Genomic DNA, 24,067 nt, shown 5'->3' with positions numbered 1-24,067 from the left:
CCGGGATATCATGACGTCGCTACCCTGGCTTGACCCGAACCAGCTCTGGTTCCCCCCGGTCGAAGAAGCGCTGGACGACCCGGACGGTCTGCTGGCGCTGGGGGGCGACCTGCATCCCGAACGTCTTTTGCTGGCCTACCGCAACGGTATTTTTCCCTGGTTCAGCGATGACCAGCCCATTCTCTGGTGGTCACCCAATCCACGCTGTGTATTGCCGCCGTCTGAAATCCACGTATCCCGCAGCCTGCGCCGGGTGCTTAACCAGCAGCGTTTTCGCATCACCTCGGACCAGTGTTTTGGCCGGGTTATCCGGCTGTGTGCCACAACCCGCGCGGAAGGTACCTGGATTACCGATGACATGATCGCCGCCTATACCGAGCTCCACCGGCTGGGCTACGCTCACTCCATCGAAGCCTGGAACCGCGACGGCGAACTGGCCGGCGGCATGTATGGCCTGGCCATCGGCCGCTGTTTTTTCGGTGAATCCATGTTTTCGATGGAAACCAACGCATCCAAGGTGCTGATGGTGCATCTGGCCCGCCAACTGATCAACTGGGGCTACCGGCTTATGGACTGCCAGGTGGAGAGCGCCCATCTGCTATCGATGGGCGCTCGCTCCATACCGCGAGCCGAGTTTCTGTCTATACTCAGGGCAAGCGTGAATCGCGAACCGTCGGTGCAGGAATGGAATATCACCTGGCAGTGGCCAGGCCCGGAGGCTTGAATGAGCAACCTCAGAACCCTGGTGTTCTTCGCCACGCCCCCGCATGAGTGCAGCTATTTACCGGACCGTGAGGCCACCACCATGTTTGTGGACCCGCGGGCCGAGGTCGATAAAAAGCTGTACAGCCAACTGACCGCGCTGGGTTTCCGCCGCAGTGGCTCCCATTATTACCGCCCCCACTGCGAGCACTGCAACGCCTGTGTGCCGGTCCGGCTCAAGGTCAACGAGTTCCGGCCCGACCGCAACCAGCGCCGGGTGCTGCGCAAGAACAGTGATATCCAGTGCCGGATTGTGCCTGCCGAATTCAACGAGCGCTATTACCAGCTCTACGCTCATTACATTGAGGAGCGTCACTGGGACGGAGACATGTATCCGCCCTCACGGGACCAGTTCAGCTCGTTCCTGGTGGAAGGCGCCACTGATTCCCGTTTTGTGGAAATGACCCTGGATGGCGAGCTGATCGGCCTGGCGGCACTGGACCTGCTGGACGACGGGCTGTCTGCCATCTACACCGTATTCTGTCCGGAGATGGAACACCGAAGCCTGGGCACCTTTGCCATACTCTGGCAAATCGGGGAGGCGCAGCGCCGTGGCCTTCCGCACCTGTACCTGGGCTACTGGATCAGCGAGTGTCGAAAGATGAACTACAAAACCCGTTTCCGGCCCATCGAAGCCCTGCGAGATGGCCACTGGCGCGAAATGATCACTGACTGAATTTTGCCAAACGGTAAGATTTCAGGCAGAATTGCGCCATTTAAAATCACACGAAAGTATACCAAAGAGGTTTCTACTGAATGGCGAAGTCAGATGCTATTGAAATGGAAGGCGTTATTATCGACACCCTTCCCAATACCATGTTCCGTGTCGAGCTCTCCAACGGCCACGTTGTGACAGCCCACATCTCCGGCAAGATGCGCAAGAACTACATCCGCATCCTGACCGGCGACAAGGTCAAGGTTGAGCTGACCCCGTACGACCTGAGCAAGGGCCGCATTGTGTACCGCGCCCGTTAATCAGCGCCGTGGCATCTGAGCATTAAAAAAGCCCCGCAAAAGCGGGGCTTTTTTGTGGCGAAGCGGCTGTTACACCGCTTCGGCCGGTTCGTCTTCGTATTCGAACACCAGCTCGTCGTCCCGCAAGTGCACAAACACGTCGCCGCCGTGGTCCGAAAGGCGTCCGAACAGGATCTGCTCGGCCAGCGGCCGCTTGATCTTGTCCTGGATAAGGCGGGCCATGGGCCGTGCGCCCATGGTCACATCGTAACCACGCTCGGCCAGCCACACCTTGGCGTCTTCGTCCACGTGCAGCACTACCCGCTTCTCGTCCAGCTGCGCCTGCAGCTCGGTAAGGAACTTGTCCACCACATGGGTGATGGTGCCCTTCTCCAGATCCCGGAACTGGATGATGCCGTCCAGCCGGTTGCGGAATTCCGGTGTGAAGGTCTTGTTGATCACCTCCATGCCGTCGGTACTGTGATCCTGCTCACTGAAGCCGATGGAGCGCCGCGCCATGCTCTCGGCACCAGCGTTGGTGGTCATCACCAGAATTACATGGCGGAAGTCCGCCTTGCGGCCGTTATTGTCGGTCAGGGTACCGTGGTCCATCACCTGCAGCAGCAGGTTGAACACTTCCGGATGCGCCTTCTCGATTTCATCCAGCAGCAGCACACAGTGCGGCTGTTTGCTCACCGCCTCGGTCAACAGACCACCCTGGTCGTAGCCGACATAGCCCGGAGGCGCGCCGATCAGCCGTGAAACGGTATGCCGTTCCATGTATTCGGACATATCGAAGCGCACCAGCTCAATACCCAGTACCTTGGCAAGCTGCTTGGTCACTTCGGTCTTGCCGACACCGGTGGGGCCAGCGAACAGGAAGGCGCCTTCCGGCTTCTCCGGTGCCTTCAGGCCGGCACGGGCCAGCTTGATGGCGGTGGACAGCGACTCGATGGCCGGATCCTGACCAAACACCACCATTTTCAGGTCCCGCTCCAGGTTGCGCAGCAGATCCTTGTCACTGGTGGACACGTTCTTCGGCGGAATACGGGCAATGTTCGCCACCACGTCCTCGATTTCCGACACGTCTATTACCTTCTTGCGTTTGCCTTCAGGCTGCAGACGCTGCCGGGCACCGGCCTCATCAATCACGTCGATGGCTTTATCGGGCAGGTGCCGGTCGGTGATGTAACGGTCCGACAATTCCGACGCCACACGCAGGGCCTGGTCGGTGTACTCCAGGTCGTGGTGTTTCTCGAAGGTACTCTTCAGGCCCTTGAGGATCTGGTAAGTGTCTTCCACGCTCGGCTCGTTCACATCGATCTTCTGGAAACGACGGGCCAGGGCGCTGTCTTTTTCGAAAATGCCACGGAACTCCTGGAAGGTGGTGGAGCCAATACAACGCAGCTCGCCGGAACTGAGCATGGGCTTGAGCAGGTTGGAGGCATCCATCACGCCACCGGAGGCCGAGCCGGCGCCAATAATGGTGTGAATCTCGTCGATAAACAGAATGGCGTGATTCTGCTTTTTCAGGTCCGCCAGCAGGCCCTTGAGGCGTTTTTCGAAATCGCCCCGGTATTTGGTGCCGGCCAGCAAGGCACCCATGTCCAGCGAGTAGACCACCGCATCGGAGATCACTTCCGGCACCTGACCATCAACAATGCGCTTGGCCAGACCTTCGGCGATGGCGGTTTTACCAACACCGGCCTCGCCCACCAGCAGGGGGTTGTTCTTGCGCCGGCGCACCAGAATCTGCACTACCCGCTCAACCTCGTGCTCACGGCCAATCAGCGGGTCAATGCGGCCCTGGCGGGCCTGTTCGTTCAGGTTGGTGGCGTAGTTGTCCAGCGGACGGGACTGTGTGCCTTCCTCCGCCATTTCTTCCTGGGCGTGGTCCACATTTTCTTCGTCCTCGGCACCCTGCACGCGGGAAATGCCGTGGGAGACGAAGTTCACCACGTCAATGCGGTTGATGTTCTGTTTTTTAAGCAGGTAAACCGCCTGGCTCTCCTGCTCACTGTAGATGGCCACCAGCACATTGGCGCCGGTCACCTCTTTCTTGCCGGAGGACTGTACATGGAATACAGCCCGCTGCAGCACCCGCTGGAAGCCCAGAGTGGGCTGGGTTTCCCGCTCGCTGTCGGTACTCGGAATCAGCGGGGTGGTGGAATCGACGAATTCAATGAGCTCGTCTTCGAGCCCTTCCAGATCGGCGCCACAGGCTTTGAGTACACCCACAGCCGAGTCGTTATCGAGCAGGGCCAGCAGCAGATGCTCCACGGTCATGAATTCATGACGCTTGTCGCGGGCATTTTTGAAGGCCGTATTCAGCGTAATTTCAAGATCTTTGCTCAGCATGGGCACCCCAACGTCTGTCAGTCCGCACGTTCAATCTCACAAAGGAGCGGGTGATCGCATTCCGAGGAATACTGGTTCACCTGTGCTGCTTTTGTTTCCGCGATGTCACGGGTATATACCCCACATACGGCTTTTCCCTGCGTATGGACGAGCAGCATCACCTGCGTCGCCTTTTCTTCGTTCATTGCGAAGAACGTCATTAACACCTCTACCACAAAATCCATCGGTGTGTAATCGTCGTTGAGTAACACGACACGGTAGCGTGCCGGCCGCTTCAGAGCAGGCTTTTCAGGTGCAACACTCACGCCGTCATGGCGCTCGGGCTGATCGTCTTCCCCCTGATTAAATACTAGTAGAGAATTGTCGATTGTCCGCATGGTTCAGTTAGCCGGTTTGGTCTCTTGCCTGAATAGAATGTGGTTGCCCGCTGTCGGGTTTTCAAGCGCAGCCCGGGTCTGGCGCTCGCGGGTGCGAGTCTACCATCATACCGCGTCCGACCCCGGCTCAACCACCGAATTCCCCAAACCGCGGGTTTACCCACGCCGCCTTGACACCTCGCCCATCCTGAACAACATTTAGGGCTGCACCATTAAAACAACAACAAGGGAGTTCGTCATGCCGCGAGGAAAGGTCAAATGGTTCAATAACGCCAAAGGTTACGGTTTTATCATCGAGGATGGCTGCAGTGACGACCTGTTCGCCCACTTCTCTTCGGTGCAGATGGAAGGCTACAAAACCCTGAAAGCCGGCCAGCCGGTCACCTTCGACAAAAAGCCGAGCGAACGCGGTGTGCATGCCGTGAACATTATTCCGGAAACACCACCCAGAGCCATGGGTTAACCACACCCCGGGCAATTATTCCGGTCGGCCAATAACCCACCCCTGCAAGGCTCTCGCCGACATCGGTTTGGCTATGGCATAGCCCTGGCCCCAATCACAGCCCAATTCCAGCAAAGCCCGGCAATGAGCCTGGCTTTCCACCCCTTCGGCAATAACACGTCGCCCGAAAGCGTCGGCCAGGCGGATCACCCCCTGCAGAATGGCCAGATCATCCGGGTCCTCCAGCATGTCACGGACAAAACTGCGGTCAATTTTCAGCACGCGGGCGGGCAGGCGCTTCAAATAAGTCAGGGACGAATAGCCGGTACCGAAATCGTCCAGCGAGAACACGACGCCCAGCTTATCGCAGTCCTTGATGATCCCGGACACCTGCACCACATCATCAAGGGCGGCGGTTTCCAGAATTTCCAGCTCCAGGTCTCCAGGCTCGGTGCCAGGGTGTTCATCCAGAGCCTCGGTCAGCCATTTCATGAAATCCGGATGCTGCAGGTGAATGGCATCAATATTGATGCTGACCGGAATCCGCAATCCCTGGCTTTTCCAACTGACCACCTGCGCCAGCGCGGTACGCATTACCCAGTTACCCAGCTCGATGGCCACCGCCGTATTCTCGATCACCGGCAGGAACTGTCCGGGCGGCAACAGGCCCCTCTCGGGATGTTGCCAGCGCACCAGTGCTTCGGCGCCCAGCACCTCACCGGTGCGCATGTTGATTTTCGGCTGATAGTGCAGCACCAGTTCTTCATTCTCCAGGGCCACACGGATACGCTCGAGGCTATCGAGCTGATCCCGCACGGCCCGCTCCTGCTCAGCGTCGAACAGGCAATAGCGATTCTTGCCCGCCTGTTTGGCCTGGTACATGGCCTGATCGGCCTGGCGCAGCAACTGATCGGGATCCAGAGGTTCGCTTTGCGGATAAAAGGCCACGCCGATACTGGCCGAGACGGACAGATCCAGGTCATCGAGGGTGATCGGTTCGGCCGCCGCTTCCAGCAAACGATTGATGGCTTCAATACTGTCCTGCTGGGCATCAAGATCCAGCAACACCGCCACAAACTCATCTCCCCCAAGCCGGGCCAGGGTATCTTCGGCACGCATGACCCGCTTCATCTGGCGCGCGACCTGCACCAGTAACTGATCACCAACGGCATGGCTGTGGGTATCGTTGATCGCCTTGAAACCGTCCAGGTCGATAAAGACCAGGGCAACGCTCGAGCCATTACGGACACACCGCGCCATGGCCTGCTGCAGACGGTCGGCCAGCAGGGTTCGGTTGGGCAGGCCGGTCAGCGGATCAAAATGGGCAATGCGTTCCAACTGTTTCTGCTGGTGCTTGAGCGTACTGGCGTAGCGCCTCAACTCTCCCTCGTTGTACCGCAGCGCATCGGTCACCTGCTTGCGTTCAGCTTCAAGTTGCCGGCGGCGGCGGATATTCAGCACCAGAACACCTATGGCCAGGGCCTGCGCGACCAGGACCACCGCCAACAGCCAGATTTGCTGCAAGCGGGTCTGTTCAAGCTCAGCCACCTGCTCGTCCACCATTTCCTCCAGCCGGCTCTGGTAGTGCCACAAATCCTGCGATTCGTGCCGGCCAGGGGTAATATCGTTGATTACTGAGAACAGTAACCTGCGGCCGTCAAAGTCATAGGGCCGGGAATGAACCTCCACCGTCCGGACATCTCCATTGGCCCGTTGATGTCGGAAGATAAAATAGTTGCGCCCCTGCTCTTCAGCCAGTTGCCGTTCCTCGGCAACCTGTTCGGCAGTGAAGGTGTTGATCTGCTGAATGGTCATCCGCATCAGTGACCGTTCGGGATAGCCGTAAAAATCCACCGCGGCCGGGTTGGCCTCGACAATCCGGCCCGTATCGGGCTCGATCAACAGCATGGGAATATCAAAATCCGCAAACACCGTCTCGAACCCCGGCCCCTCTGCCACGACCGATGCCAGGCTGCCGAACGCCAGGATGAAACCGATGATAACCGAGACCAGTGCTAACACGGCCCGGCGCAAACGCAGACGGATTTCAGGCAAAATGAAGTTCCGGCGAGTTGAAAGACATGTCGTGAAATTACCCAATAAGTCGGGGCACAACAAGGTGCAGTTCCGAACCAGTCCCCCCGGTGCACCGCGTGTTGGCTGCGCCAATAACTTTTCAGGTACCATCGGGGCGGCAAACCACAGGAACCAATATGGCGCAATTACTGATCTTCAACAAACCTTTCCAGGTGCTGAGCCAGTTCACCGATGACCGTGCCGGTGAGCGCCGCGCCACCCTGGCCGACTGGATCGACCAGCCCGGGTTTTACCCGGCCGGACGACTGGACTACGACTCCGAAGGCCTGTTGCTGTTGACCAGTGAGGGAGCCCTGCAACACCGGATTGCCTCGCCCCGCAACAAGATGCCGAAAACCTACTGGGTGCAGGTGGAAGGCGATGTGGCCGACGAAGCCATCAGCCGGCTTCGCCAGGGCGTGGAACTCAAGGATGGCCCCACCCGGCCGGCTGCGGTCCAGCGCATTGCAGAACCACAGCTCTGGCCTCGCAATCCGCCGGTGCGCTACCGGGAATCCGTGCCCACGTCCTGGCTGGAGCTGACCATTACCGAAGGCCGTAATCGCCAGGTAAGGCGCATGACCGCAGCGGTTGGCCACCCAACCCTGCGCCTGGTGCGCTGCCGCATTGGCGAATGGCACCTGGATGACCTCCAGCCCGGGGAATCCCGGCTGGAAACCGTCCACTTGCCCCAGCCGGCCGGGACTCGCCCCAAATCCGCCGGCAAGCGCCGCCCAACCCGCAAAACGAGGCCCGTTAAACCATGACCTGGACACCCCACGCCACTGTTGCCGTAATTGTTGAAGACACCCGGGGCCGCTTTCTGCTGGTGGAGGAAGTCAGCCGGGGCAAGGTCGTGTTCAACCAGCCGGCCGGCCACATTGAAGAAGACGAGCCTGTACTGAGCGCCGTGCATCGGGAAACTCTGGAGGAGACCGGCTGGACCATCGAACCGACGCATTTTATCGGCGTGTACACCTACAAGGCGCCCGCCAATGGCGTGACTTACTACCGCTTCTGCTACGCAGCCCGGGCGCTTGAGCAGGTAACCGCCCAGCTTGACGACGAGATCATTGCCCCGCACTGGCTGAGCATCGACGAGGTGCGCGCCCTGGGCGACAAACTGCGCAGCCCCATGGTGCTGCAATGCATCGAGGATTACCGCAACGGCCGGCAATTCCCGCTGGATGTTGTGGTCGACGCGCAGACGTGAGGGCGGCAAGCTGTTAAAATCCGCGCTCCACTTTGGCTAACCAACACCCAGAGACCCATGACCCAGACACCTGAAACCCAAGCTCCGCAAAACACCCGCGTGATCGTCGGCATGTCCGGCGGTGTGGACTCCTCCGTTGCCGCCTGGCTGCTGAAGGACCAGGGCTATCAGGTTGAAGGCCTGTTCATGAAAAACTGGGATGAAGACGACGGCACCGAATACTGCACCGCCATGGACGACCTGGCCGACGCCCGGGCCGTGGCCGATGCCATAGGCATTACCCTGCACACCGCCAGCTTCGCCGCCGAGTACTGGGACCGGGTATTCGAACACTTCCTGGCCGAGTACAGCGCCGGGCGCACTCCCAACCCGGACATCCTGTGCAACAAGGAAGTGAAATTCCGCGCCTTCCTGGATTACGCCATTACCCTGGGCGCCGACTACATCGCCACCGGCCATTACGCCCGCCAGCGCCCGTTGAAGGATGGCAGCGGCAAGGCACAGCTGCTCAAGGGCCTGGACCCGAACAAGGACCAGAGCTACTTCCTGCACGCGGTCTCCGGCGAGCGCATTGCCCGCACCCTGTTCCCGGTCGGGGAGCTGGAAAAGCCCGAGGTCCGGCGCATTGCCGAGGAGCAGGGTTTTGTCACCCATGACAAGAAAGACTCCACCGGCATCTGCTTCATCGGCGAGCGCAAGTTCCGGGATTTCCTCAAGCAATACCTGCCGGCCCAGCCCGGTGACATTGAAACACCCGACGGCCAGGTGATCGGCAAGCACCAGGGCCTGATGTACCACACCATTGGCCAGCGCCAGGGTCTGGGCATTGGTGGCCTGAGCGAATTCGGTGACGAGCCCTGGTACGTGGCGGAAAAAGATCTGACCCGTAACGTTCTGGTTGCGGTTCAGGGCAAACATCATCCACTGCTGTTCTCCCGAGGCCTGGTCTCCGGCCCCATTGACTGGATCGCCGGTGAGGCACCCTCCGGCCAATTCCATTGCAAGGCCAAGACCCGTTATCGCCAACCGGACCAGGACTGCAAGGTCACGGTTATCGATGGCGGCGTAAAAGTGGTCTTTAATGAAGCCCAGCGAGCCGTCACCCCCGGGCAATCAGTCGTGTTCTACATCGATGACGTCTGCCTGGGCGGCGGCGTGATCGAGCAGACCTGGCGCGACGGCGAACCCCTGCCCGCGCGCATTAACCCGGAAATGGAAGTCCGATCATGAGCCGTTCCCTGCACGACCAGACCCTGGCCCTGGCGGGCATCTTCCAGGCTGCCTCCCTGGTGCACCAGATCGCCCACCGCGGCATGTGCGACCAGGCCTCACTGGAAAGCTCCCTGCGTTCCCTGTTCGCCACCAACCCGGATTCCACGCTGGATGTTTACGGCGGCGAGATCAGTGATATCCGCGAAGGCCTGCAGGCAGTATCCACCTCCCTGGCCCAGCAATCCCGCCCCCAGGACATGGAGATCCTGCGCTACGTGCTGAACCTGATCAATCTGGAGTCCAAGCTCAAGCGCCAGAAAGACATGCTGGAGGTGATCGGCAACCGTATCGAGCAGGCCCGGCATACAGCCGCGCACTTTGGCTACACCCACCCCAACCTGGTGGGCAATCTGGCGTCCATCTACACCGACACCATCAGCACCTTCCGTTTACGCATACAGGTCAGCGGCAACCCGCAAGTACTGCAGCGTGAGGAAAACGCCGAGAAAGTCCGGGCACTTCTGCTGGCCGGCATCCGCTCCGCGGTGCTCTGGCGCCAGTGCGGCGGTCAGCGCTGGCAGCTGATTTTTACCCGCAAGAAAGTGATTCACCACGCCCGGGAGCTGCTGCGCTGATTCACGTCGCGCGCTGGTGTATCATACGCATCTTCAAATTTTACCGATCCGCATCTTTGAACAACTGAGAGGTTTTCGATGGAACTCACCGCCCTGACCGCTATTTCCCCGGTCGATGGCCGCTACGGCAGCAAAGTCAGCGTATTTCGCAGCATCTTCAGTGAATACGGCCTGATCCGTAACCGGGTAACCGTCGAAATCCGCTGGTTGCAGCAGCTGGCCAACCACCCGGCCATCACCGAAGTGCCGGCCTTCTCCGATGAGGCCAACGCGGCACTGGACAAGCTGGTCAGCGAGTTCAGCCTGGAAGACGCCGAGCGCATCAAGGAAATCGAGCGCACCACCAACCACGATGTGAAAGCGGTCGAGTATTTCATCAAGGAAAAAATCGCCGACGTGCCCGAACTGCACGCGGTCACCGAATTTGTCCACTTCGCCTGCACCTCCGAGGACATCAACAACCTGTCCCACGGCCTGATGCTGCGCGAGGGCCTGGACCACGGCCTGCTGCCGGGCATGGAAAAGGTCATCGACAAGCTGACCGAGCTGGCGAAAGAGCACGCCGAGCAGCCCATGCTGTCCCGCACCCACGGCCAGACCGCTTCCCCCACCACTGTGGGCAAGGAACTGGCCAACGTGGTCTACCGCCTGCGCCGCCAGCTGATGCAGATCCGCGAAGTGGAAATCATGGGCAAGATCAATGGTGCCGTTGGCAACTACAACGCCCACCTGTCCGCCTACCCGGACGTGGACTGGGCCGCCAACGCCGAGGAGTTCATTGAAAGCCTGGGTCTGGACTGGAACCCGTACACTACCCAGATCGAACCCCACGACTACATCGCCGAGCTGTACAACGCCATCGCCCGCTTCAACACCATCCTGATCGACCTGGACCGGGACATCTGGGGCTACATCTCCCTGGGTTACTTCAAGCAGAAGACCATTGCCGGCGAAGTGGGCTCCTCCACCATGCCCCACAAGGTCAACCCGATCGACTTCGAGAACTCCGAAGGCAACCTGGGCATCGCCAACGCCCTGCTGGACCACCTGGCGGCCAAGCTGCCGATTTCCCGCTGGCAGCGTGACCTGACCGACTCCACCGTGCTGCGCAACCTGGGCGTTGGTTTCGCTCACAGCCTGATTGCCTATGAAGCCACCCTCAAGGGTCTGGGCAAGCTGGAGATCAACCCGGCTCGCCTGAACGAAGATCTGAACAACGCCTGGGAAGTTCTGGCCGAGCCGATCCAGACCGTCATGCGCCGCTACAACATCGAAAAGCCCTACGAGAAACTCAAGGAATTGACTCGCGGCAAGGCGATGACGCCCGAGGTGATCAAGAATTTCGTGGAAACCCTGGATATCCCGGAGCAGGCCAAGGCCGAGCTGCGTTCGCTGACGCCGGACAACTACATCGGCAACGCCATCGAGCAGGCCCGCAACATTTAAAAGCAGGAGACGCACCATGGACATGCTTGGCGGCATCAGCCCCTCGGAATTCTTAAGGGACTACTGGCAGAAAAAGCCGCTGGTCATCCGCCAGGCATTTCCCGGCTTCCAGTGCCCGGTCAGCCAGGACGAACTGGCCGGCCTGGCCTGTGAGGAAGCGGTGGAATCCCGCATCGTGGTGGAAGAACACAACGGCAAGCCGTGGCAGTTGTTCAACGGCCCGTTCAGCCCCGAGCGCTTCAGTGAAATGCCCGAACAGGACTGGACCCTGCTGGTGCAGGGCCTGGACCACTGGGTGCCGGAGGTTGCCGATCTGCTAGAGCATTTCCGCTTCATCCCCAACTGGCGCCTGGACGACATCATGGCCAGCTACGCCCCCAAGGGCGGCAGCGTCGGCCCCCACTACGACATGTACGATGTCTTCCTGCTGCAGGCCCAGGGCCATCGCCGCTGGACCTTCGGCGGCAAATGCGACCATACCTGCCCACGGGTGGAAGGCACCCCGCTACGCATCCTGAGCAGCTGGGAAGGCGAGGAAACCGTCACCCTGGAGCCCGGCGACATGCTCTACCTGCCACCGGGCGTGGGCCATCATGGGGTGGCCGAGGACGACTGCATCACCCTGTCCGTGGGTTTCCGTTCACCCACCGTGGACGATGTGCTGACCAGCTTCACGGATTTTCTGTCCCAGCGCCCCCAGGCCGCCGAACACCTGGACGATCCGGACCTGCAACTGCAGGACAACCCGGGCACCATCGGCAACGAGGTCATCAACCGGGTGGATGCGGTGATCCGCGAACAACTGGGCGACCGCCGGCAAATGGCCCTGTGGTTCGGCCAGTTCACCACCGCCCCCAAGAGCCTGGATATCGTGGTGCCGGCGGAAGAACCGGCCACACCGGCAGATCTGGCCGAAGCCATCGAGGCCGGTGAGCAACTGCGCTGGAACGAAGGCTCCCGCTTCGCCTATCATGACTTTGACACCGATACCGCCCTGTTTGTTGATGGCGAGCAGTATCTGCTCAAGGGTGATGCCCGGCCACTGGCGCCGCTGTTGTGCGCCCAGGCCCGAATTAACATGGCCGAACTGGCCGAGTTCGCCGGCGACGAGGCCCTGCTGGGTCTGCTCACCAATCTTTATAACCAGGGCTCGATCTACGTCGAGTAAACCATGGACCTGAGATTCCGGAAATATACCTGGCAACTGGCACCCGACTCCGTTCGCGACATACGGCAAACCGTGTTCATCAACGAACAGAAGGTGCCGGAAGCACTAGAGTGGGACGACACGGATGAAATTTCTGACCACTATCTGGCCGTGGATACCGACAACCGGCCGGTCGCAACCGCCCGGCTATTCTCCGCACTGGAGGAAACCGGCTACATCGGGCGCATGGCGGTACTGCCGGAATACCGGGGCCAGGGGGTGGGCGAGGCTCTGCTACGCCACCTGATCAGCGAAGCGGCTGGCCGGTATCAGGAGCTTCGCCTGTCGGCCCAGCGGCATGCCGTTGGTTTTTACCAGCGCAGCGGTTTTCATGTGTGCTCGGACGTCTACGACGACGCCGGCATCCCGCACCTCGACATGCGCTGCCTGGCGCCGGAGTTAATCGCACAATCACCCGCCGGGCACTTCAACCCCCTGATTCTGGGTGCAGACACCGAAAGCTGGTTGTTCGCTCAGGAAGCCCCCATGCTGTCGCTGATGGACTCGCTCGCCGGCCAGGCCCGTCAGCGCCTGTGGCTGTACGACCGGGAGCTCGACCACAACCTGTACGACCGCCACAACCTGCGCGAACTGCTTTCGGCGCTGGCCCGCCGCCACCGGCTCAGCGACATCCGTCTGCTGATTCACGATGACAAGCCACTGATCAAAAAACGCCATCAGTTAGTCGAACTGATGCGCAGGCTTCCCAGCCGGATGGAGCTGCGCCTGGTTAATCCGGATTACCCCAGTGAGGATCAGCCTTTCCTGCTGGCCGACCGCGAAGGGGTGCTCTACCGCCATAACTTCGACAGGCCCGAAGGGTTTGCCGGCTTCACCGCCGGTGGCCGGGTCAAACCGCTGGAGGAGTCTTTTCAACGCATGTGGGACGCAGCCCGTCCATCACTGGAACTGCGTGAACTACCGCTCTGAATGCCGCCCCGGCAAACTCTGGGGCGATTCGAACCGGGCACCGAAAGGTGCAAACTCCTCATCTACTTCCTCGGCCACCTCGACGATCAGCCGGCGCAGCCACTGATGGTCGGTATTGTGTTGCAGCAGCGGGCTCCAGGCCATCTTCAGCTCGAATGGCGGAATCTCGAACGGCGGCACCTTCACCACCAGATCCGGGTTGTCCTTCTGTAACCAGGCCGCCCGGGACGGCAGCGTGGCAATCAGATCGTGCTGCTCAGCCAGCAGCATGGCCACCTGGTAGTGGCGGGTAAATACGGAAATCTGGCGTTTCCGACCCATGCGGCCCAGGGCTTCGTCTACCCAGCCCAGGCGCTGGACGTCTTTCGGGTTCACCCCCACGCCCACGCCAAAACCGGTTTTACTCACCCAGATATGGCTGGCCGCCAGGTAGGTCTCGAGCGTGAAAGGTTCTTTGAGGATCGGGTTCCGGGAATTCATCGAGCAGGCAAAATACTCGGTCCACAGGGTTTTCTGATGAAACGACTGAGGAATTTTGTCGAAGCGGTTAATGGCCATGTCCAGACGACCCTGCTCCACATCCAGGAAGCTGACGTCACTGGGGGTCAACACATCGAGGGTAATGCCCGGTGCTTCCTGGCGCAGCCGGCGCAGCACCCGGGGCATCAGGCAGGATTCCGCGTAATCACTGGCCATAATCCGGAACACCCGCTGGCTTTCCCGGGCCGAAAACGGCGTTTTTTCCTGGACCGCCAGCTCAATGTCAGACAAGATGGTCCTCACCATCGGCTGCAGTTCCCGCGCCCGTTCAGTGGCGCTCATGCCCTCGCTGGTGCGCACCAGCAATGGATCACCAAACAGATCCCGCAAACGGCGTAACCCGTTACTCATGGCCGGCTGGGTAATGCCCAGGTGATTGGCGGCCTTGGTCACATTGCGCTCACGCAGCAGCACATCCAGGTACACCAGCAGGTTGAGATCCACACGGGATACGTCCACTATCATCTCCTGTTTTACCAAGGCCGGGCACACATACCCGGCAAACAACCATTCACCAGAACAATACACAAAAATTTATAATTCACAAGGTGAATGATTCGCCGGTCGATTACAACCGGAAACGGACGGGCCTGAACAAATCTGCTAGGCTCTCAAAAGTTTAGCCAATATCATTAACATTCTTTCGGTTTGACGCATTACCGGACCCGGAGCCTCTCTGACACCATGGATACCGTTACCATTGTGCTGCTGCTTGCCGCGATTGTCGGCGTATCTCTGATTATCATTTTCCTCAGCCAGATGCGGGAAAAGGCCCGGATAGAACGCGCCCGCCGGATGACGGCGCTGGAAGACAGTTACAACCTCGCCAACCGGTTGTTTTCCGAACTGCCCGGCCAGTATCTGACCGACGAACTGAAACTGGTGCTGCTCAAGCGCATGGAAGACGCCTGCAACGGCCTGCTGCAGCTGAAATCCGACCAGCCGGTAACCCAGTGGCTGGAGAGCGTTCGCCAGACCCGGCAGAAGGTCAAGGAAAAGAACGACCAGCGGCCGTCCATGAAAATCGATTCGCCAGACAAGGCCAATTACATCAAGAAACTGCTGCAGGCGTTGTTCAACATGATCGAAGCCATGCACAAAGCCGGTCGGCTTGACACGCCCACGGCAAAGAAACACCTCAAACACGTGTTATTTCTGGTACACAAGACCCACGCCGACCTGTATGTGTTTCAGGCGCGGGACCATCTGAAGAAGAACGAAACCCGCAAAGCCATCCACGCCTATCACCTGGCGAGCACAGAGATGGGCAAATCCAAGGACAACCCGCTGGCGGTGAAGGCCGTGAAGAGTTTCCGCTCCCGCATCAAGGAGCTTGAGGCACAGATCGCCGCCGGCAACGTGGAAGAAAGTCCGGGCGCCAACAAGCTGGACAAGGAGTGGGACAACTTCCTGCAGGAAGACGAATCCTGGAAGAAAAAAGCCGATTACGACAACTGAGTCCGGCGCAATCCCATAATCTCAGCCCGATGTCATGAGCCAGCAAACCAGCGAGCATCCTTTCACCCATGACGGTGCTTGATCCCTTCAAACGCCGGCTGTCCTGGCGCCTGACCCGCGATACGGTACTGATCGCCATGCTGGTGGGGCTGGCCCTGAACCTGGTGCAGATTACCCAGGATTATTTTTCCGCCAAGACCGACATGGAGCAGGACATCCGTGCGCTGATGCGGATCAGCCACAGCCCGGCTTCACAGATCGCCTACAACCTCAACATTCGCCTCGCCGAAGAACTGCTTGACGGCCTGCTGGAACACCCGGCCACCACCGATGCCCGCATTCTGGACTCCGAGGGCAACACCATGTCCTCCGCCAGCAAGAGCAAACCGGCATCCCGTTATCGCTGGCTGAGCGACCAGTTGTTCGGGACCAGCCGGGTATTCAGCTCGGAACTCAATGTACGACAACTGGAAAACCTGCCACTCGGCCGGCTGCAGGTTACAATTGATACCTACCATTACGGCACCGAATTTCTTGAGCGGGCCAGTTATACCCTGCTGATCGGCCTGCTGAAAAGTCTGGCGCTCTCGATCGTGCTGCTGGTGGTGTTTTACATGGTTCTGACCCGGCCGATGATAGGGCTGATTAACGCCCTGAGCCGGGTAAACGTCGACATGCCCGAAAAAGCCCGCCTGCCGACACCCGCCAATCACGAGCATGATGAAATTGGCGCCATGGTCGCTATTGTTAACCAGCACCTGGCCAACATGGAAAGCAGCCTGGCTCGCTTCAAGGCTGCAGAAAACGCCATGAAGAACTACTCCAGCCAACTGGAGCAGGAAGTTCAGGACCGCACCCGGGAAATTTCCGAGAAAAACCGGGCCCTGCAACAGGGTAACCGGGCGCTGGTGCGGGCCAAGGAGGACGCGGTACGCCGGGCCCGCTCCCGGGCGGATTTCCTGGCCAGCATGAGTCACGAAATACGCACCCCGCTCAATGGTCTGATGGGGATGCTGGATGTGGCCCTGGACAACACCCGCGAACAGGCCCAGCGCAACCGGCTGGAAATCGCTCACCAGGCCGGCCGCAGCCTGCTGGCACTGCTCAACGACATACTGGATGTCTCCAAGGTGGAAGCGGGCAAACTGAGCCTGGAGATCATTCCGTTCGATTTGCGGGCACTGGTGGAGGAAACCGCCACCCTCCACGCCCAGCAGGCCCATCGCAAGCACATTGATCTGGTCAACGAGACCGTGCCGGATCTGCCTGACTGCTTTCTGGGTGACCCGACCCGCACCCGCCAGATTCTCAACAACCTGCTGAGCAACGCCATCAAATTCACCGAACGGGGCACCATCCGGGTCCGCGCTGATTACACTGGCGACCGGGTGCAGCTGGACGTTGTCGATACCGGCATCGGCATGTCGAAACAGGCCCAGGAACACATCTTCTCGCCCTTCTCCCAGGCCGACCCGGATACCACGCGGCGCTATGGTGGCACGGGCCTGGGCCTGACCCTTTGCCGGCAACTGGTTGACAGGATGGGCGGCAGGATTGACGTGCAGTCCCGGCAGGGCCAGGGTAGCCATTTCACCGTTACCCTGCCCCTGGAAGTCTACCAGCAGGAGAAACTGCCCTGGCCGGAAAAAACCCTCAGCCTTCTGCAGGTAATCGGCGTGGCCCTCGCCATTCCGGATTCCGACCCGCACCGGCTGGCCATTGAATCGCAATTGCGGGCCTGGAGCATTCCGGTACGCTCGCCGGCACGCACGCCCGGTGCCATTCTGCTGACGACCGATGAAACCCAGGCACGGCAATGGCAGGGTACCGGGGTCATAATCGCCGACCGTCACGGTACCGCAATTGAAGATCGGCCGGGGACCTGTGTGCTCTCGTTACCCCTGCGCCGGGGCGAATTGTTCGAATGCCTGAGACTGGCTCTGGGCGAAGCCTCGCCGGCCAGGGGCATGGCAGCAGGCAGGAATGACGTGCGCCGGGAAACGCGCGACCGAGATGGGCTCGATATTCTGCTGGTGGAAGACAACCAGGTAAACCAATTGGTGGCCAGCGGCATTCTGAAAAAGCTGGGGCACCGGGTCGGCCACGCGGACAATGGCAAGCGGGCGCTCGAAGCGCTGGAATCCCAACACTATGATCTGGTTCTGATGGATTGCCAGATGCCGGTGCTGGACGGCTATCAGGCCACCCGCGCCCTGCGGCGCGATCCTCGCTGGCAGTCGCTGCCGGTCATTGCGGTTACCGGCAATGTCATGGAGGGCGACAAACAGGCCTGCCTGGATGCCGGCATGAACGATTACATCACCAAACCCTACAGCCGGGAACAGCTGGAGACCGTCATCGCCCGCTGGATCAACACCCAATCCGAGTAAATCACGACCGGGCCCTGTTGCCCGCCCCCTTCCGTCCGCTAGAATGGAGGATTCGTGACAAGGTTGCCGCTCGACGCACCTGCTGACCTAACCAGACTGTTTTTCAAGGAAATCAGACACCCATGCAGAACTATTTCAAATCCGCCAAGCTCGATAATGTGTGTTACGAAATCCGTGGCGTGGTTCTGCGCGAGGCGCGCCGGCTGGAAGAGGAAGGCCATCGGGTATTGAAACTCAACATCGGCAACCCCGCCGCCTTCGAACTGGATGTGCCGGAAGAAATCCAGCAGGACGTCATCTATAACATGCACCAGGCCCAGGGTTACGTGGAGTCCAAGGGCCTGTTCTCCGCCCGCAAGGCGGTCATGCACTATTGCCAGCAGCGGGGCATCGACCGGGTCGATATCGACGACATCTATCTGGGTAACGGCGTCAGCGAGCTGATCGTCATGTCCATGCAGGCCATGCTGAACACCGGCGATGAAGTGCTGATTCCTGCACCGGACTATCCTCTCTGGACCGCAGCCGTAACCCTCTCCAGCGGCAAGCCGGTGCACTACCGCTGTGACGAACAGCAGGACTGGTTCCCGGACATTGATGACATCAAACAGAAGATCACCCGCCGCACCCGGGCGATTGTACTGATCAACCCCAACAACCCCACCGGCGCGGTGTATTCCGAAGAACTGCTGCAACAGGTAATCGAGCTGGCACGCAAGCACAACCTGATCATCCTGTCCGACGAGATCTACGACAAGATCCTGTACGACGGCACTGTGCACACCTCCATCGCCTCCATGGCCGACGACGTGCTGTTTTTCACCTACAACGGCCTGTCGAAAAACTACCGGGCCGCCGGCTACCGTTCCGGCTGGATGATCATCAGCGGCGCCAAGCACAAGGCCCAGGATCTGATCGAAGGCATTGAAATGCTGTCGAACATGCGCCTGTGCGCCAACGTGCCGGCACAGCTGGCGATCCAGACCTCCCTGGGCGGCTACCAGTCCATCAATGACCTGGTGGCGCCCGGTGGCCGACTGTACGAACAGCGGGAAACCGCCTGGAAAATGCTCAACGACATTCCGGGGGTCAGTTGCGTCAAGCCCAAGGGCGCCCTGTACCTGTTCCCGAAGCTGGACCCGAAGCATTTCCCGATCGTCAATGACGAAAAGCTGGTGCTTGATCTGCTGCTGCAGGAAAAAATCCTGCTGGTACAGGGCTCGGCCTTCAACATCGACGACAAGCAACACCTGCGGGTGGTATTTCTGCCTCGCCAGGACACCATGGCCGACGCCATGGGCCGGCTGGGCAATTTCCTGGAACACTACCGCCAGTAATCGGGAGCTTTTCATGGCCGACATCCACGTCGAGGATTTTTACAAGGACGTTGCCGTGGCACTGGTTCAGCTGTATTCGGTATTTCCCCGGCGCACCAACCTGTTTGTTGAAGACATCGCCGGGCCGGACGAACCCGATGAGTTCGGCCTGCACAGCCCTCGCCACATGGCCTGTTTTGGTGCGCTGCTCTGGCTCGAAGAAGAGGGCTTGTTGCGCTACGTCGACACCATACGCCAGGAGGCGCTGGACCAGGCCGTGCTGACCCAGCAGGCATTCGTTCGACTGAGCACGCCGGCGCCTGCCGCCATTGTTGAGCGGATCAGCCCGCCGCCCGGCGATGAGTCGCTGCCCTCCTCGATCAGGCGGGACCTGTCTTCTTACGCACATTTGCTCAAAAACGCGATCAAAAGCGGCAACTCGGACAGGATCAGCCTGACGGTGCAATCGGCATTTTTTGCCGAGACCCTGGCCGGACACTTTCATTAAATTAACGAAAGACGCTTGAACCAGAGAACCCGGCCCCTATATCCCGGTCAGATAATCCACTGAATTCCCTGGCGGTTAAAAGGAAAATAACCATGCGTATTCTGTTGTTTCTGGCCACCAACCTGGCCGTCATTCTGGTAGCCAGTTTCACCCTGCGCCTGCTGGGCGTGGACAGTTATCTGGCGCAAAACGGCATCCAGTATGGTTCTCTGCTGGCCTTTGCGGCGGTCTTCGGCTTTGCCGGTGCGTTCATTTCGCTGTTCCTGTCCAAAACCATGGCCAAGTGGAGCACCAAAGCCAAAATCATCGAAAAACCGCGCACACCGGCTGAACGGTGGCTGGTGGATACCGTGGCCGAGCTTGCCAAAAAAGCCGGTATCGGCATGCCGGAAGTGGCGATATTCCCGGCCACCCAATCCAACGCCTTTGCCACGGGCTGGAACAAGAACGATTCTTTGGTGGCGGTCAGTGAAGGGCTGCTATCGCGTTTTGACAAAGAGGAAATCCGGGCGGTTCTGGGCCATGAAATCGGCCACGTGGCCAACGGTGACATGGTGACACTGACCCTGATTCAGGGGGTGGTCAACACCTTCGTGATCTTTGCATCACGGGTGATCGGCTCGTTTGTTGACCGGGTGGTGTTCAAAAACGAGGAAGGCCACGGCATCGGCTTTTTCGTGGTGAGTATCATTGCCGAGATTGTACTTGGCATTCTGGCCAGTACCATCGTGTTCTGGTTCTCCCGCCGCCGTGAATTCCGGGCGGATATCGCCGGTGCCCAATTGGCCGGCCGTGGGGCGATGATCAGTGCGTTGGCGCACCTGAAGAAAGAGAGTGAAGTGCCGGATCAGATGCCCGATACCCTGCAGGCGTTCGGTATCAACCGTGGTGCCCGGCAGGGGCTGGCCAGCCTGTTCATGACTCACCCGCCGCTGGAAGATCGTATCAAGGCGTTGCAGGAGGCGCAGCTTTAAGCGGGCCATTATCGGGGGTACTTCCGGCTTTGGTTGCTTGAACAGACGCACCAGGGCCGGGAGAGGTTCCCGAAAAGCGCTCCTTCGGCACGTCCCTGTGGCGCTTATGCTCCGCCATCCCTGGCTCCGCAAATTTTCGGGAACCCCTCCCGGCCCTGGTGCTGATTTAGCTATACCATCAAAGCTTCAGTTTGAAGCCAACCGCCTTGAAGCTTTCCTGCATTGAGCGGCCAGCCCCTTTTAACTGAACCTTCAGGCTGGAGCATTCCCGGCGTACCGGGTAGTTTTTCCTCAAACCATCAAAAGCTTCAGCCCTTTCTCCCGCATCACCATTCATAGCCAAGCGCAGCTGCACATCATCGGCTCTTGGGTCATAACAAACCCGCAAAGCGGTTCTCAGCGCTTTTTGCTCATCGGCTGTGGAAGTGAACGTAAGCTTGCTCAGCGGCGGCTCAGGGAGAAACTGACCGGCCTTTTTGCGGACCGGCAGGCCCAGATGTTTGCTGAGCGCCTGGTAAATCATTTCCGTGCCGCGCACCTTGCCTTCCAGGCTGTAGCCGGCGATGTGCGGGGTGGCAAGCCAGACCAGACCGACCAGCTCGGGATCGATGGCCGGTTCGTTTTCCCACACATCCAGCGCAACCAGAGGTGCGTCATCTTGCTTTAACCGTGCCTTCAGCGCTTCGGTATCGATGACTTCACCACGGCCCGAGTTGATGAGCAGTTGGCCGGCATTGAGCGGCGCCAGCTGTTTTTCGCCAATCAGGTGATGGGTCGGGTGGCGGCCCTGATCCGTGAGTGGCGTGTGCAGGGTTACTACATCGCATTGCAGTGCCTGTTCCAGACTGACGAATTCGGGGCCCTGGTCACCTTCGGCTTCCGCTCTGGGCGGGTCACACAACAGAACTTTGAAACCGAGGCGTTGCAGCTTCTCAGCCAGGCGGCTGCCCACGTTGCCGGCACCCACGACGCCGACGCTCAATTCGTTACCGTTGGCAAACCCGCATCGCTCTGCATGTAAAGACAGCACCGCAAGCACATATTCAACCACGCTGTTGGCGTTACAGCCGGGTGCGGCCGAGAAACCGATGCCGTTGTCGGCAAGCCATTGCTGATCAATGTGGTCGGTGCCGATGGTGGCGGTACCGACGAATTTTACCCGGCTGCCAGCCAGCAAGTCGCGGTCAACCCGGGTGACCGAGCGCACCAGCAGCACATCGGCATCGCGTACGTCTTTCCGACTCATGTGCCGACCGGAAACCCGGCGAATGTCGCCCATGTCCGCGAAAAAAGCATCCAGTAGCGGAATGTTTTCATCAGCAACAATCAGCATGGCAAGGGCTCCTTTAATTGCGGCGTTGCCGTGATCCACCACGATTGCCCTGGGGGCGGCGACCACCAGAGCGCTGACCGCCGGAAGGCCGGCTGCGGCGCTTGCGCTGGATGGCGGGTTGCTCCAACGGCGCCATCAAGGCTTCTTCGGGCACTTCGGTTTTCAGTTTCTGGCTGATGTAGGTTTCAATCGCCGGTAAGGCGAAGGAATCGTCCTCGCCAGCAAAGCTGACCGAAACCCCGGTGCTGCCCGCCCGGCCGGTACGACCAATGCGGTGTACGTAATCTTCGGCGTTGTCCGGCAGGTTGTAGTTGAATACGTGGGTCACACCGGTCACGTGGATGCCCCTGCCAGCCACGTCGGTGGCCACCAGCACCTGGATCTCGCCTTTCTTGAACTGATCGAGGGTTTTAAGCCGTTTATTCTGGGCAATTTCACCGGACATCAGGGCCACCTTCACGCCCTGGTTTTTCAGGTCTTCTTCCAGGTCCCGGCACTGGTCCCGGCGATTGGCGAACACAATGGCCTTTTCCACTTCCGGGCGTTTCAGGTAGTTGGTCAACACCTGCAGCTTGTCGTCGTCGGAGACCAGGTAGACGGTCTGCTGGACACGCTCGGCGGTTTTCTGTTCCGGCTCGATTTCCACAAACTCGGCGTTGCGGGTCCACATGGAGGCCAGGTTGAGAACGTCCTGGTTAAAGGTGGCACTGAACAGCAGGGTCTGGCGATCATCCTTGGGCGTGCACTTGCGGATGATGCGTTTGACGTCCGGAATAAAGCCCATGTCGAGCATGCGGTCAGCTTCATCCAGGATGAGGATGTCGAGCTGGTCCAGGAACACGTCCTGGGAGCCGAGGAAATCGATCAGACGGCCCGGGGTGGCAACCAGGATATCAACAATCTCGTTCTGCAGCTGTTCGCGCTGTTTGTCGTAGTTCATGCCGCCCACCACGGTGACCACATTGTGGCCGGTAAAGTGGCAGAGCTGCTCGGCGTCCTTGGCGATCTGCATGGCCAGCTCGCGGGTAGGCGCCAGGGCCAGCACCCTGGGCTCGGAGGCAAACCGGTCTTTCTCGTCGATCGGCGTTTCCAGCATGGACTGGATGGCGGTAATCAGGAAGGCTGCTGTTTTGCCGGTACCGGTCTGGGCCTGCCCGATCAAATCCTCACAGGCGAGTGTCCAGGGCAGTGTCTCGGCCTGAATCGGAGTGCAGTATTCAAAACCGATTTTGCTGATGGCATCCAGCAGGCGTTGGTCCAGATGCAGTTCGGAAAAACGCAATTCGCTGGTGTGGGTCTTTTCGGAAGTCATAAAATTCGGGTAATCCTTGTTATTGAAGCTCGGCCTCGGCTGGCAGGATGCGCTGTTTGTCCCGCTGCCAGTTTTCCCGGATTCTGCCCCGGGTTCCATAAAAGTCGGCCAGTGAGTCGAAAAACATCTGTGCCCGTTTTGGCAGGCCCTGCTCCAGGTATTGCGCCACCTGCCTGTTGACGCGCCGGCGGAAGCCATGTTCATCCGCCGCGCCATCGCCGGCCAGGTTGTCGACACTGATGTGGAAACTGGAACCGGCGGCCAGTGCAAACAGCCACTCAAGCGCCTGTGGCTTTACTTCCACCTGCTCGAAGGCCTGTTGTTGCTCGTGTGTTCTGCCGTCCGGGCAATACCAGTAACCATAATCATAGAGCGTGCGGCGGTGTTCACCGGCAATGCACCAGTGGGAAATTTCATGCAGGGCGCTGGCAAAGAAACCACGGGCAAACACCACCTGTGCCAGACCGTTGGCAGTACTGGCCGGCAGGTATTCAGGTTCATCACCACCACGCACCAGCACGGTCCGGTAACTTTCCCGGAACAGGTTGTTGAACAGCGTGATAAGATCGTCTGGATTGTGCGTCATCGGTTGGCTATTGTGCGACTTTAGTGCCGGCAATTCCA

General features: G+C 59.5%; 23 protein-coding genes. 16 read left to right on the top strand and 7 right to left on the bottom strand.

All coding sequences use genetic code 11. The features are described from left to right. Positions 1 to 10 precede the first annotated feature (10 nt). The 3 genes from aat to infA all read left to right on the top strand — a co-directional run bounded on the left by aat (position 11) and on the right by infA (position 1,737). On the top strand, positions 11 to 724 hold the full coding sequence (gene aat / locus BMZ63_RS06690; protein WP_091703400.1) for a leucyl/phenylalanyl-tRNA--protein transferase: 714 nt from the start codon (positions 11 to 13) through the stop codon (positions 722 to 724). Continuing rightward, positions 725 to 1,438 carry an arginyltransferase gene (locus BMZ63_RS06685; protein ID WP_091703397.1) on the top strand — a complete coding sequence of 238 codons (714 nt, stop codon included), beginning with the start codon at positions 725 to 727 and terminating at the stop codon, positions 1,436 to 1,438. It abuts the gene before it with no gap. Positions 1,439 to 1,518: 80 nt separating this feature from the next. Then, positions 1,519 to 1,737: a translation initiation factor IF-1 gene (gene infA, locus BMZ63_RS06680; protein ID WP_070057980.1), complete on the top strand. Its 219-nt coding sequence runs from the start codon at positions 1,519 to 1,521 to the stop codon at positions 1,735 to 1,737. Between the two features lie 69 nt (positions 1,738 to 1,806). Here infA and clpA read toward each other — a convergent pair whose 3' ends face one another. Continuing rightward, positions 1,807 to 4,074 (bottom strand): ATP-dependent Clp protease ATP-binding subunit ClpA, encoded by a 2,268-nt coding sequence (gene clpA, locus BMZ63_RS06675; RefSeq protein WP_091703394.1) that lies wholly within the window; start codon positions 4,072 to 4,074, stop codon positions 1,807 to 1,809. Positions 4,075 to 4,091: 17 nt separating this feature from the next. Continuing rightward, positions 4,092 to 4,451: an ATP-dependent Clp protease adapter ClpS gene (gene clpS / locus BMZ63_RS06670; RefSeq protein WP_091703392.1), complete on the bottom strand. Its 360-nt coding sequence runs from the start codon at positions 4,449 to 4,451 to the stop codon at positions 4,092 to 4,094. 238 nt (positions 4,452 to 4,689) lie between these two features. Here clpS and BMZ63_RS06665 point away from each other — a divergent pair, with 238 nt between their 5' ends. After that, the gene (locus BMZ63_RS06665) at positions 4,690 to 4,914 is read left to right on the top strand and encodes a cold shock domain-containing protein (RefSeq protein WP_091703389.1); all 225 of its coding nucleotides are present in this window, start codon (positions 4,690 to 4,692) and stop codon (positions 4,912 to 4,914) included. Positions 4,915 to 4,929: 15 nt separating this feature from the next. Here the strand turns inward: BMZ63_RS06665 and BMZ63_RS06660 are convergent, their stop codons facing one another. Next, a complete protein-coding gene (locus tag BMZ63_RS06660; protein ID WP_177187041.1) occupies positions 4,930 to 6,948 on the bottom strand; it encodes a putative bifunctional diguanylate cyclase/phosphodiesterase in 2,019 nt (672 codons plus the stop codon). A 158-nt stretch (positions 6,949 to 7,106) separates the two neighbouring features. On the opposite strand from BMZ63_RS06660, the gene BMZ63_RS06655 reads away from it, so the two are divergent. From BMZ63_RS06655 to BMZ63_RS06625, 7 genes are all read left to right on the top strand, one after another. After that, positions 7,107 to 7,736 (top strand): pseudouridine synthase, encoded by a 630-nt coding sequence (locus BMZ63_RS06655; RefSeq protein WP_091703384.1) that lies wholly within the window; start codon positions 7,107 to 7,109, stop codon positions 7,734 to 7,736. Continuing rightward, positions 7,733 to 8,182 carry an NUDIX hydrolase gene (locus BMZ63_RS06650; protein ID WP_091703382.1) on the top strand — a complete coding sequence of 150 codons (450 nt, stop codon included), beginning with the start codon at positions 7,733 to 7,735 and terminating at the stop codon, positions 8,180 to 8,182. The genes BMZ63_RS06655 and BMZ63_RS06650 overlap by 4 nt, the downstream gene beginning before the upstream one ends. 57 nt (positions 8,183 to 8,239) lie before the next feature. Next, on the top strand, positions 8,240 to 9,412 hold the full coding sequence (gene mnmA, locus BMZ63_RS06645) for a tRNA 2-thiouridine(34) synthase MnmA (RefSeq protein WP_091703380.1): 1,173 nt from the start codon (positions 8,240 to 8,242) through the stop codon (positions 9,410 to 9,412). Beyond that, entirely contained in the window at positions 9,409 to 10,029 is a 621-nt protein-coding gene (hflD, locus tag BMZ63_RS06640; protein WP_091703378.1) for a high frequency lysogenization protein HflD, read from the top strand. The genes mnmA and hflD overlap by 4 nt, the downstream gene beginning before the upstream one ends. A 78-nt stretch (positions 10,030 to 10,107) precedes the next feature. Then, positions 10,108 to 11,475, top strand: a complete 1,368-nt coding sequence (gene purB / locus BMZ63_RS06635; protein WP_091703375.1) for an adenylosuccinate lyase — start codon at positions 10,108 to 10,110, stop codon at positions 11,473 to 11,475. A 16-nt stretch (positions 11,476 to 11,491) separates the two neighbouring features. Further along, positions 11,492 to 12,643 carry a cupin domain-containing protein gene (locus tag BMZ63_RS06630; protein WP_091703371.1) on the top strand — a complete coding sequence of 384 codons (1,152 nt, stop codon included), beginning with the start codon at positions 11,492 to 11,494 and terminating at the stop codon, positions 12,641 to 12,643. Positions 12,644 to 12,646: 3 nt separating this feature from the next. Next, positions 12,647 to 13,612: a GNAT family N-acetyltransferase gene (locus BMZ63_RS06625; protein ID WP_091703368.1), complete on the top strand. Its 966-nt coding sequence runs from the start codon at positions 12,647 to 12,649 to the stop codon at positions 13,610 to 13,612. On the opposite strand, the gene BMZ63_RS06620 is transcribed toward BMZ63_RS06625, so the two are convergent. Continuing rightward, complete coding sequence (locus BMZ63_RS06620; protein WP_091703365.1) at positions 13,601 to 14,611, bottom strand: LysR family transcriptional regulator; 1,011 nt, start codon at positions 14,609 to 14,611, stop codon at positions 13,601 to 13,603. The genes BMZ63_RS06625 and BMZ63_RS06620 overlap by 12 nt on opposite strands. 225 nt (positions 14,612 to 14,836) lie before the next feature. Here BMZ63_RS06620 and BMZ63_RS06615 point away from each other — a divergent pair, with 225 nt between their 5' ends. The 5 genes from BMZ63_RS06615 (at position 14,837) to htpX (ending at position 20,798) form a co-directional block, all read left to right on the top strand. Continuing rightward, complete coding sequence (locus tag BMZ63_RS06615) at positions 14,837 to 15,610, top strand: hypothetical protein (RefSeq protein WP_091703362.1); 774 nt, start codon at positions 14,837 to 14,839, stop codon at positions 15,608 to 15,610. Positions 15,611 to 15,678: 68 nt separating this feature from the next. Further along, positions 15,679 to 18,000: a hybrid sensor histidine kinase/response regulator gene (locus tag BMZ63_RS06610; RefSeq protein WP_227663542.1), complete on the top strand. Its 2,322-nt coding sequence runs from the start codon at positions 15,679 to 15,681 to the stop codon at positions 17,998 to 18,000. A 122-nt stretch (positions 18,001 to 18,122) separates the two neighbouring features. After that, entirely contained in the window at positions 18,123 to 19,337 is a 1,215-nt protein-coding gene (locus tag BMZ63_RS06605; RefSeq protein WP_091703360.1) for a pyridoxal phosphate-dependent aminotransferase, read from the top strand. Between the two features lie 13 nt (positions 19,338 to 19,350). Further along, on the top strand, positions 19,351 to 19,824 hold the full coding sequence (locus BMZ63_RS06600; protein WP_091703357.1) for a hypothetical protein: 474 nt from the start codon (positions 19,351 to 19,353) through the stop codon (positions 19,822 to 19,824). A 92-nt stretch (positions 19,825 to 19,916) separates the two neighbouring features. Beyond that, positions 19,917 to 20,798 (top strand): protease HtpX, encoded by an 882-nt coding sequence (gene htpX / locus BMZ63_RS06595; RefSeq protein WP_091703354.1) that lies wholly within the window; start codon positions 19,917 to 19,919, stop codon positions 20,796 to 20,798. Positions 20,799 to 20,976: 178 nt separating this feature from the next. Here the strand turns inward: htpX and pdxB are convergent, their stop codons facing one another. From pdxB to BMZ63_RS06580, 3 genes are read right to left on the bottom strand one after another with little or no spacing between them, the layout of a single operon-like run. Beyond that, the gene (gene pdxB, locus BMZ63_RS06590) at positions 20,977 to 22,131 is read right to left on the bottom strand and encodes a 4-phosphoerythronate dehydrogenase PdxB (RefSeq protein WP_091703352.1); all 1,155 of its coding nucleotides are present in this window, start codon (positions 22,129 to 22,131) and stop codon (positions 20,977 to 20,979) included. A gap of 13 nt (positions 22,132 to 22,144) precedes the next feature. Next, positions 22,145 to 23,443, bottom strand: a complete 1,299-nt coding sequence (locus BMZ63_RS06585) for a DEAD/DEAH box helicase (protein WP_091703349.1) — start codon at positions 23,441 to 23,443, stop codon at positions 22,145 to 22,147. 19 nt (positions 23,444 to 23,462) lie between these two features. Then, positions 23,463 to 24,029 carry an elongation factor P hydroxylase gene (locus BMZ63_RS06580; RefSeq protein ID WP_091703347.1) on the bottom strand — a complete coding sequence of 189 codons (567 nt, stop codon included), beginning with the start codon at positions 24,027 to 24,029 and terminating at the stop codon, positions 23,463 to 23,465. Positions 24,030 to 24,067 lie beyond the last annotated feature (38 nt).

Origin of the sequence: Marinobacter persicus (assembly GCF_900114155.1) — a bacterium.
GTDB classification, from domain to species: domain Bacteria; phylum Pseudomonadota; class Gammaproteobacteria; order Pseudomonadales; family Oleiphilaceae; genus Marinobacter; species Marinobacter persicus.
The sequence above is the reverse complement of the archived record's forward strand: the minus strand, read 5'-3'. Positions and strand labels throughout refer to the sequence as shown.

Excerpts from the sequence above, each read along its gene's own strand:
- aat (WP_091703400.1), top strand. The coding sequence starts at position 11 with ATGACGTCGCTACCCTGGCTTGACCCGAACCAGCTCTGGTTCCCCCCG.
- BMZ63_RS06685 (WP_091703397.1), top strand. The coding sequence starts at position 725 with ATGAGCAACCTCAGAACCCTGGTGTTCTTCGCCACGCCCCCGCATGAG.
- infA (WP_070057980.1), top strand. The coding sequence starts at position 1,519 with ATGGCGAAGTCAGATGCTATTGAAATGGAAGGCGTTATTATCGACACC.
- clpA (WP_091703394.1), bottom strand. The coding sequence starts at position 4,074 with ATGCTGAGCAAAGATCTTGAAATTACGCTGAATACGGCCTTCAAAAAT.
- clpS (WP_091703392.1), bottom strand. The coding sequence starts at position 4,451 with ATGCGGACAATCGACAATTCTCTACTAGTATTTAATCAGGGGGAAGAC.
- BMZ63_RS06665 (WP_091703389.1), top strand. The coding sequence starts at position 4,690 with ATGCCGCGAGGAAAGGTCAAATGGTTCAATAACGCCAAAGGTTACGGT.
- BMZ63_RS06655 (WP_091703384.1), top strand. The coding sequence starts at position 7,107 with ATGGCGCAATTACTGATCTTCAACAAACCTTTCCAGGTGCTGAGCCAG.
- BMZ63_RS06650 (WP_091703382.1), top strand. The coding sequence starts at position 7,733 with ATGACCTGGACACCCCACGCCACTGTTGCCGTAATTGTTGAAGACACC.
- mnmA (WP_091703380.1), top strand. The coding sequence starts at position 8,240 with ATGACCCAGACACCTGAAACCCAAGCTCCGCAAAACACCCGCGTGATC.
- hflD (WP_091703378.1), top strand. The coding sequence starts at position 9,409 with ATGAGCCGTTCCCTGCACGACCAGACCCTGGCCCTGGCGGGCATCTTC.
- purB (WP_091703375.1), top strand. The coding sequence starts at position 10,108 with ATGGAACTCACCGCCCTGACCGCTATTTCCCCGGTCGATGGCCGCTAC.
- BMZ63_RS06630 (WP_091703371.1), top strand. The coding sequence starts at position 11,492 with ATGGACATGCTTGGCGGCATCAGCCCCTCGGAATTCTTAAGGGACTAC.
- BMZ63_RS06625 (WP_091703368.1), top strand. The coding sequence starts at position 12,647 with ATGGACCTGAGATTCCGGAAATATACCTGGCAACTGGCACCCGACTCC.
- BMZ63_RS06615 (WP_091703362.1), top strand. The coding sequence starts at position 14,837 with ATGGATACCGTTACCATTGTGCTGCTGCTTGCCGCGATTGTCGGCGTA.
- BMZ63_RS06610 (WP_227663542.1), top strand. The coding sequence starts at position 15,679 with ATGACGGTGCTTGATCCCTTCAAACGCCGGCTGTCCTGGCGCCTGACC.
- BMZ63_RS06605 (WP_091703360.1), top strand. The coding sequence starts at position 18,123 with ATGCAGAACTATTTCAAATCCGCCAAGCTCGATAATGTGTGTTACGAA.
- BMZ63_RS06600 (WP_091703357.1), top strand. The coding sequence starts at position 19,351 with ATGGCCGACATCCACGTCGAGGATTTTTACAAGGACGTTGCCGTGGCA.
- htpX (WP_091703354.1), top strand. The coding sequence starts at position 19,917 with ATGCGTATTCTGTTGTTTCTGGCCACCAACCTGGCCGTCATTCTGGTA.
- pdxB (WP_091703352.1), bottom strand. The coding sequence starts at position 22,131 with ATGCTGATTGTTGCTGATGAAAACATTCCGCTACTGGATGCTTTTTTC.
- BMZ63_RS06585 (WP_091703349.1), bottom strand. The coding sequence starts at position 23,443 with ATGACTTCCGAAAAGACCCACACCAGCGAATTGCGTTTTTCCGAACTG.
- BMZ63_RS06580 (WP_091703347.1), bottom strand. The coding sequence starts at position 24,029 with ATGACGCACAATCCAGACGATCTTATCACGCTGTTCAACAACCTGTTC.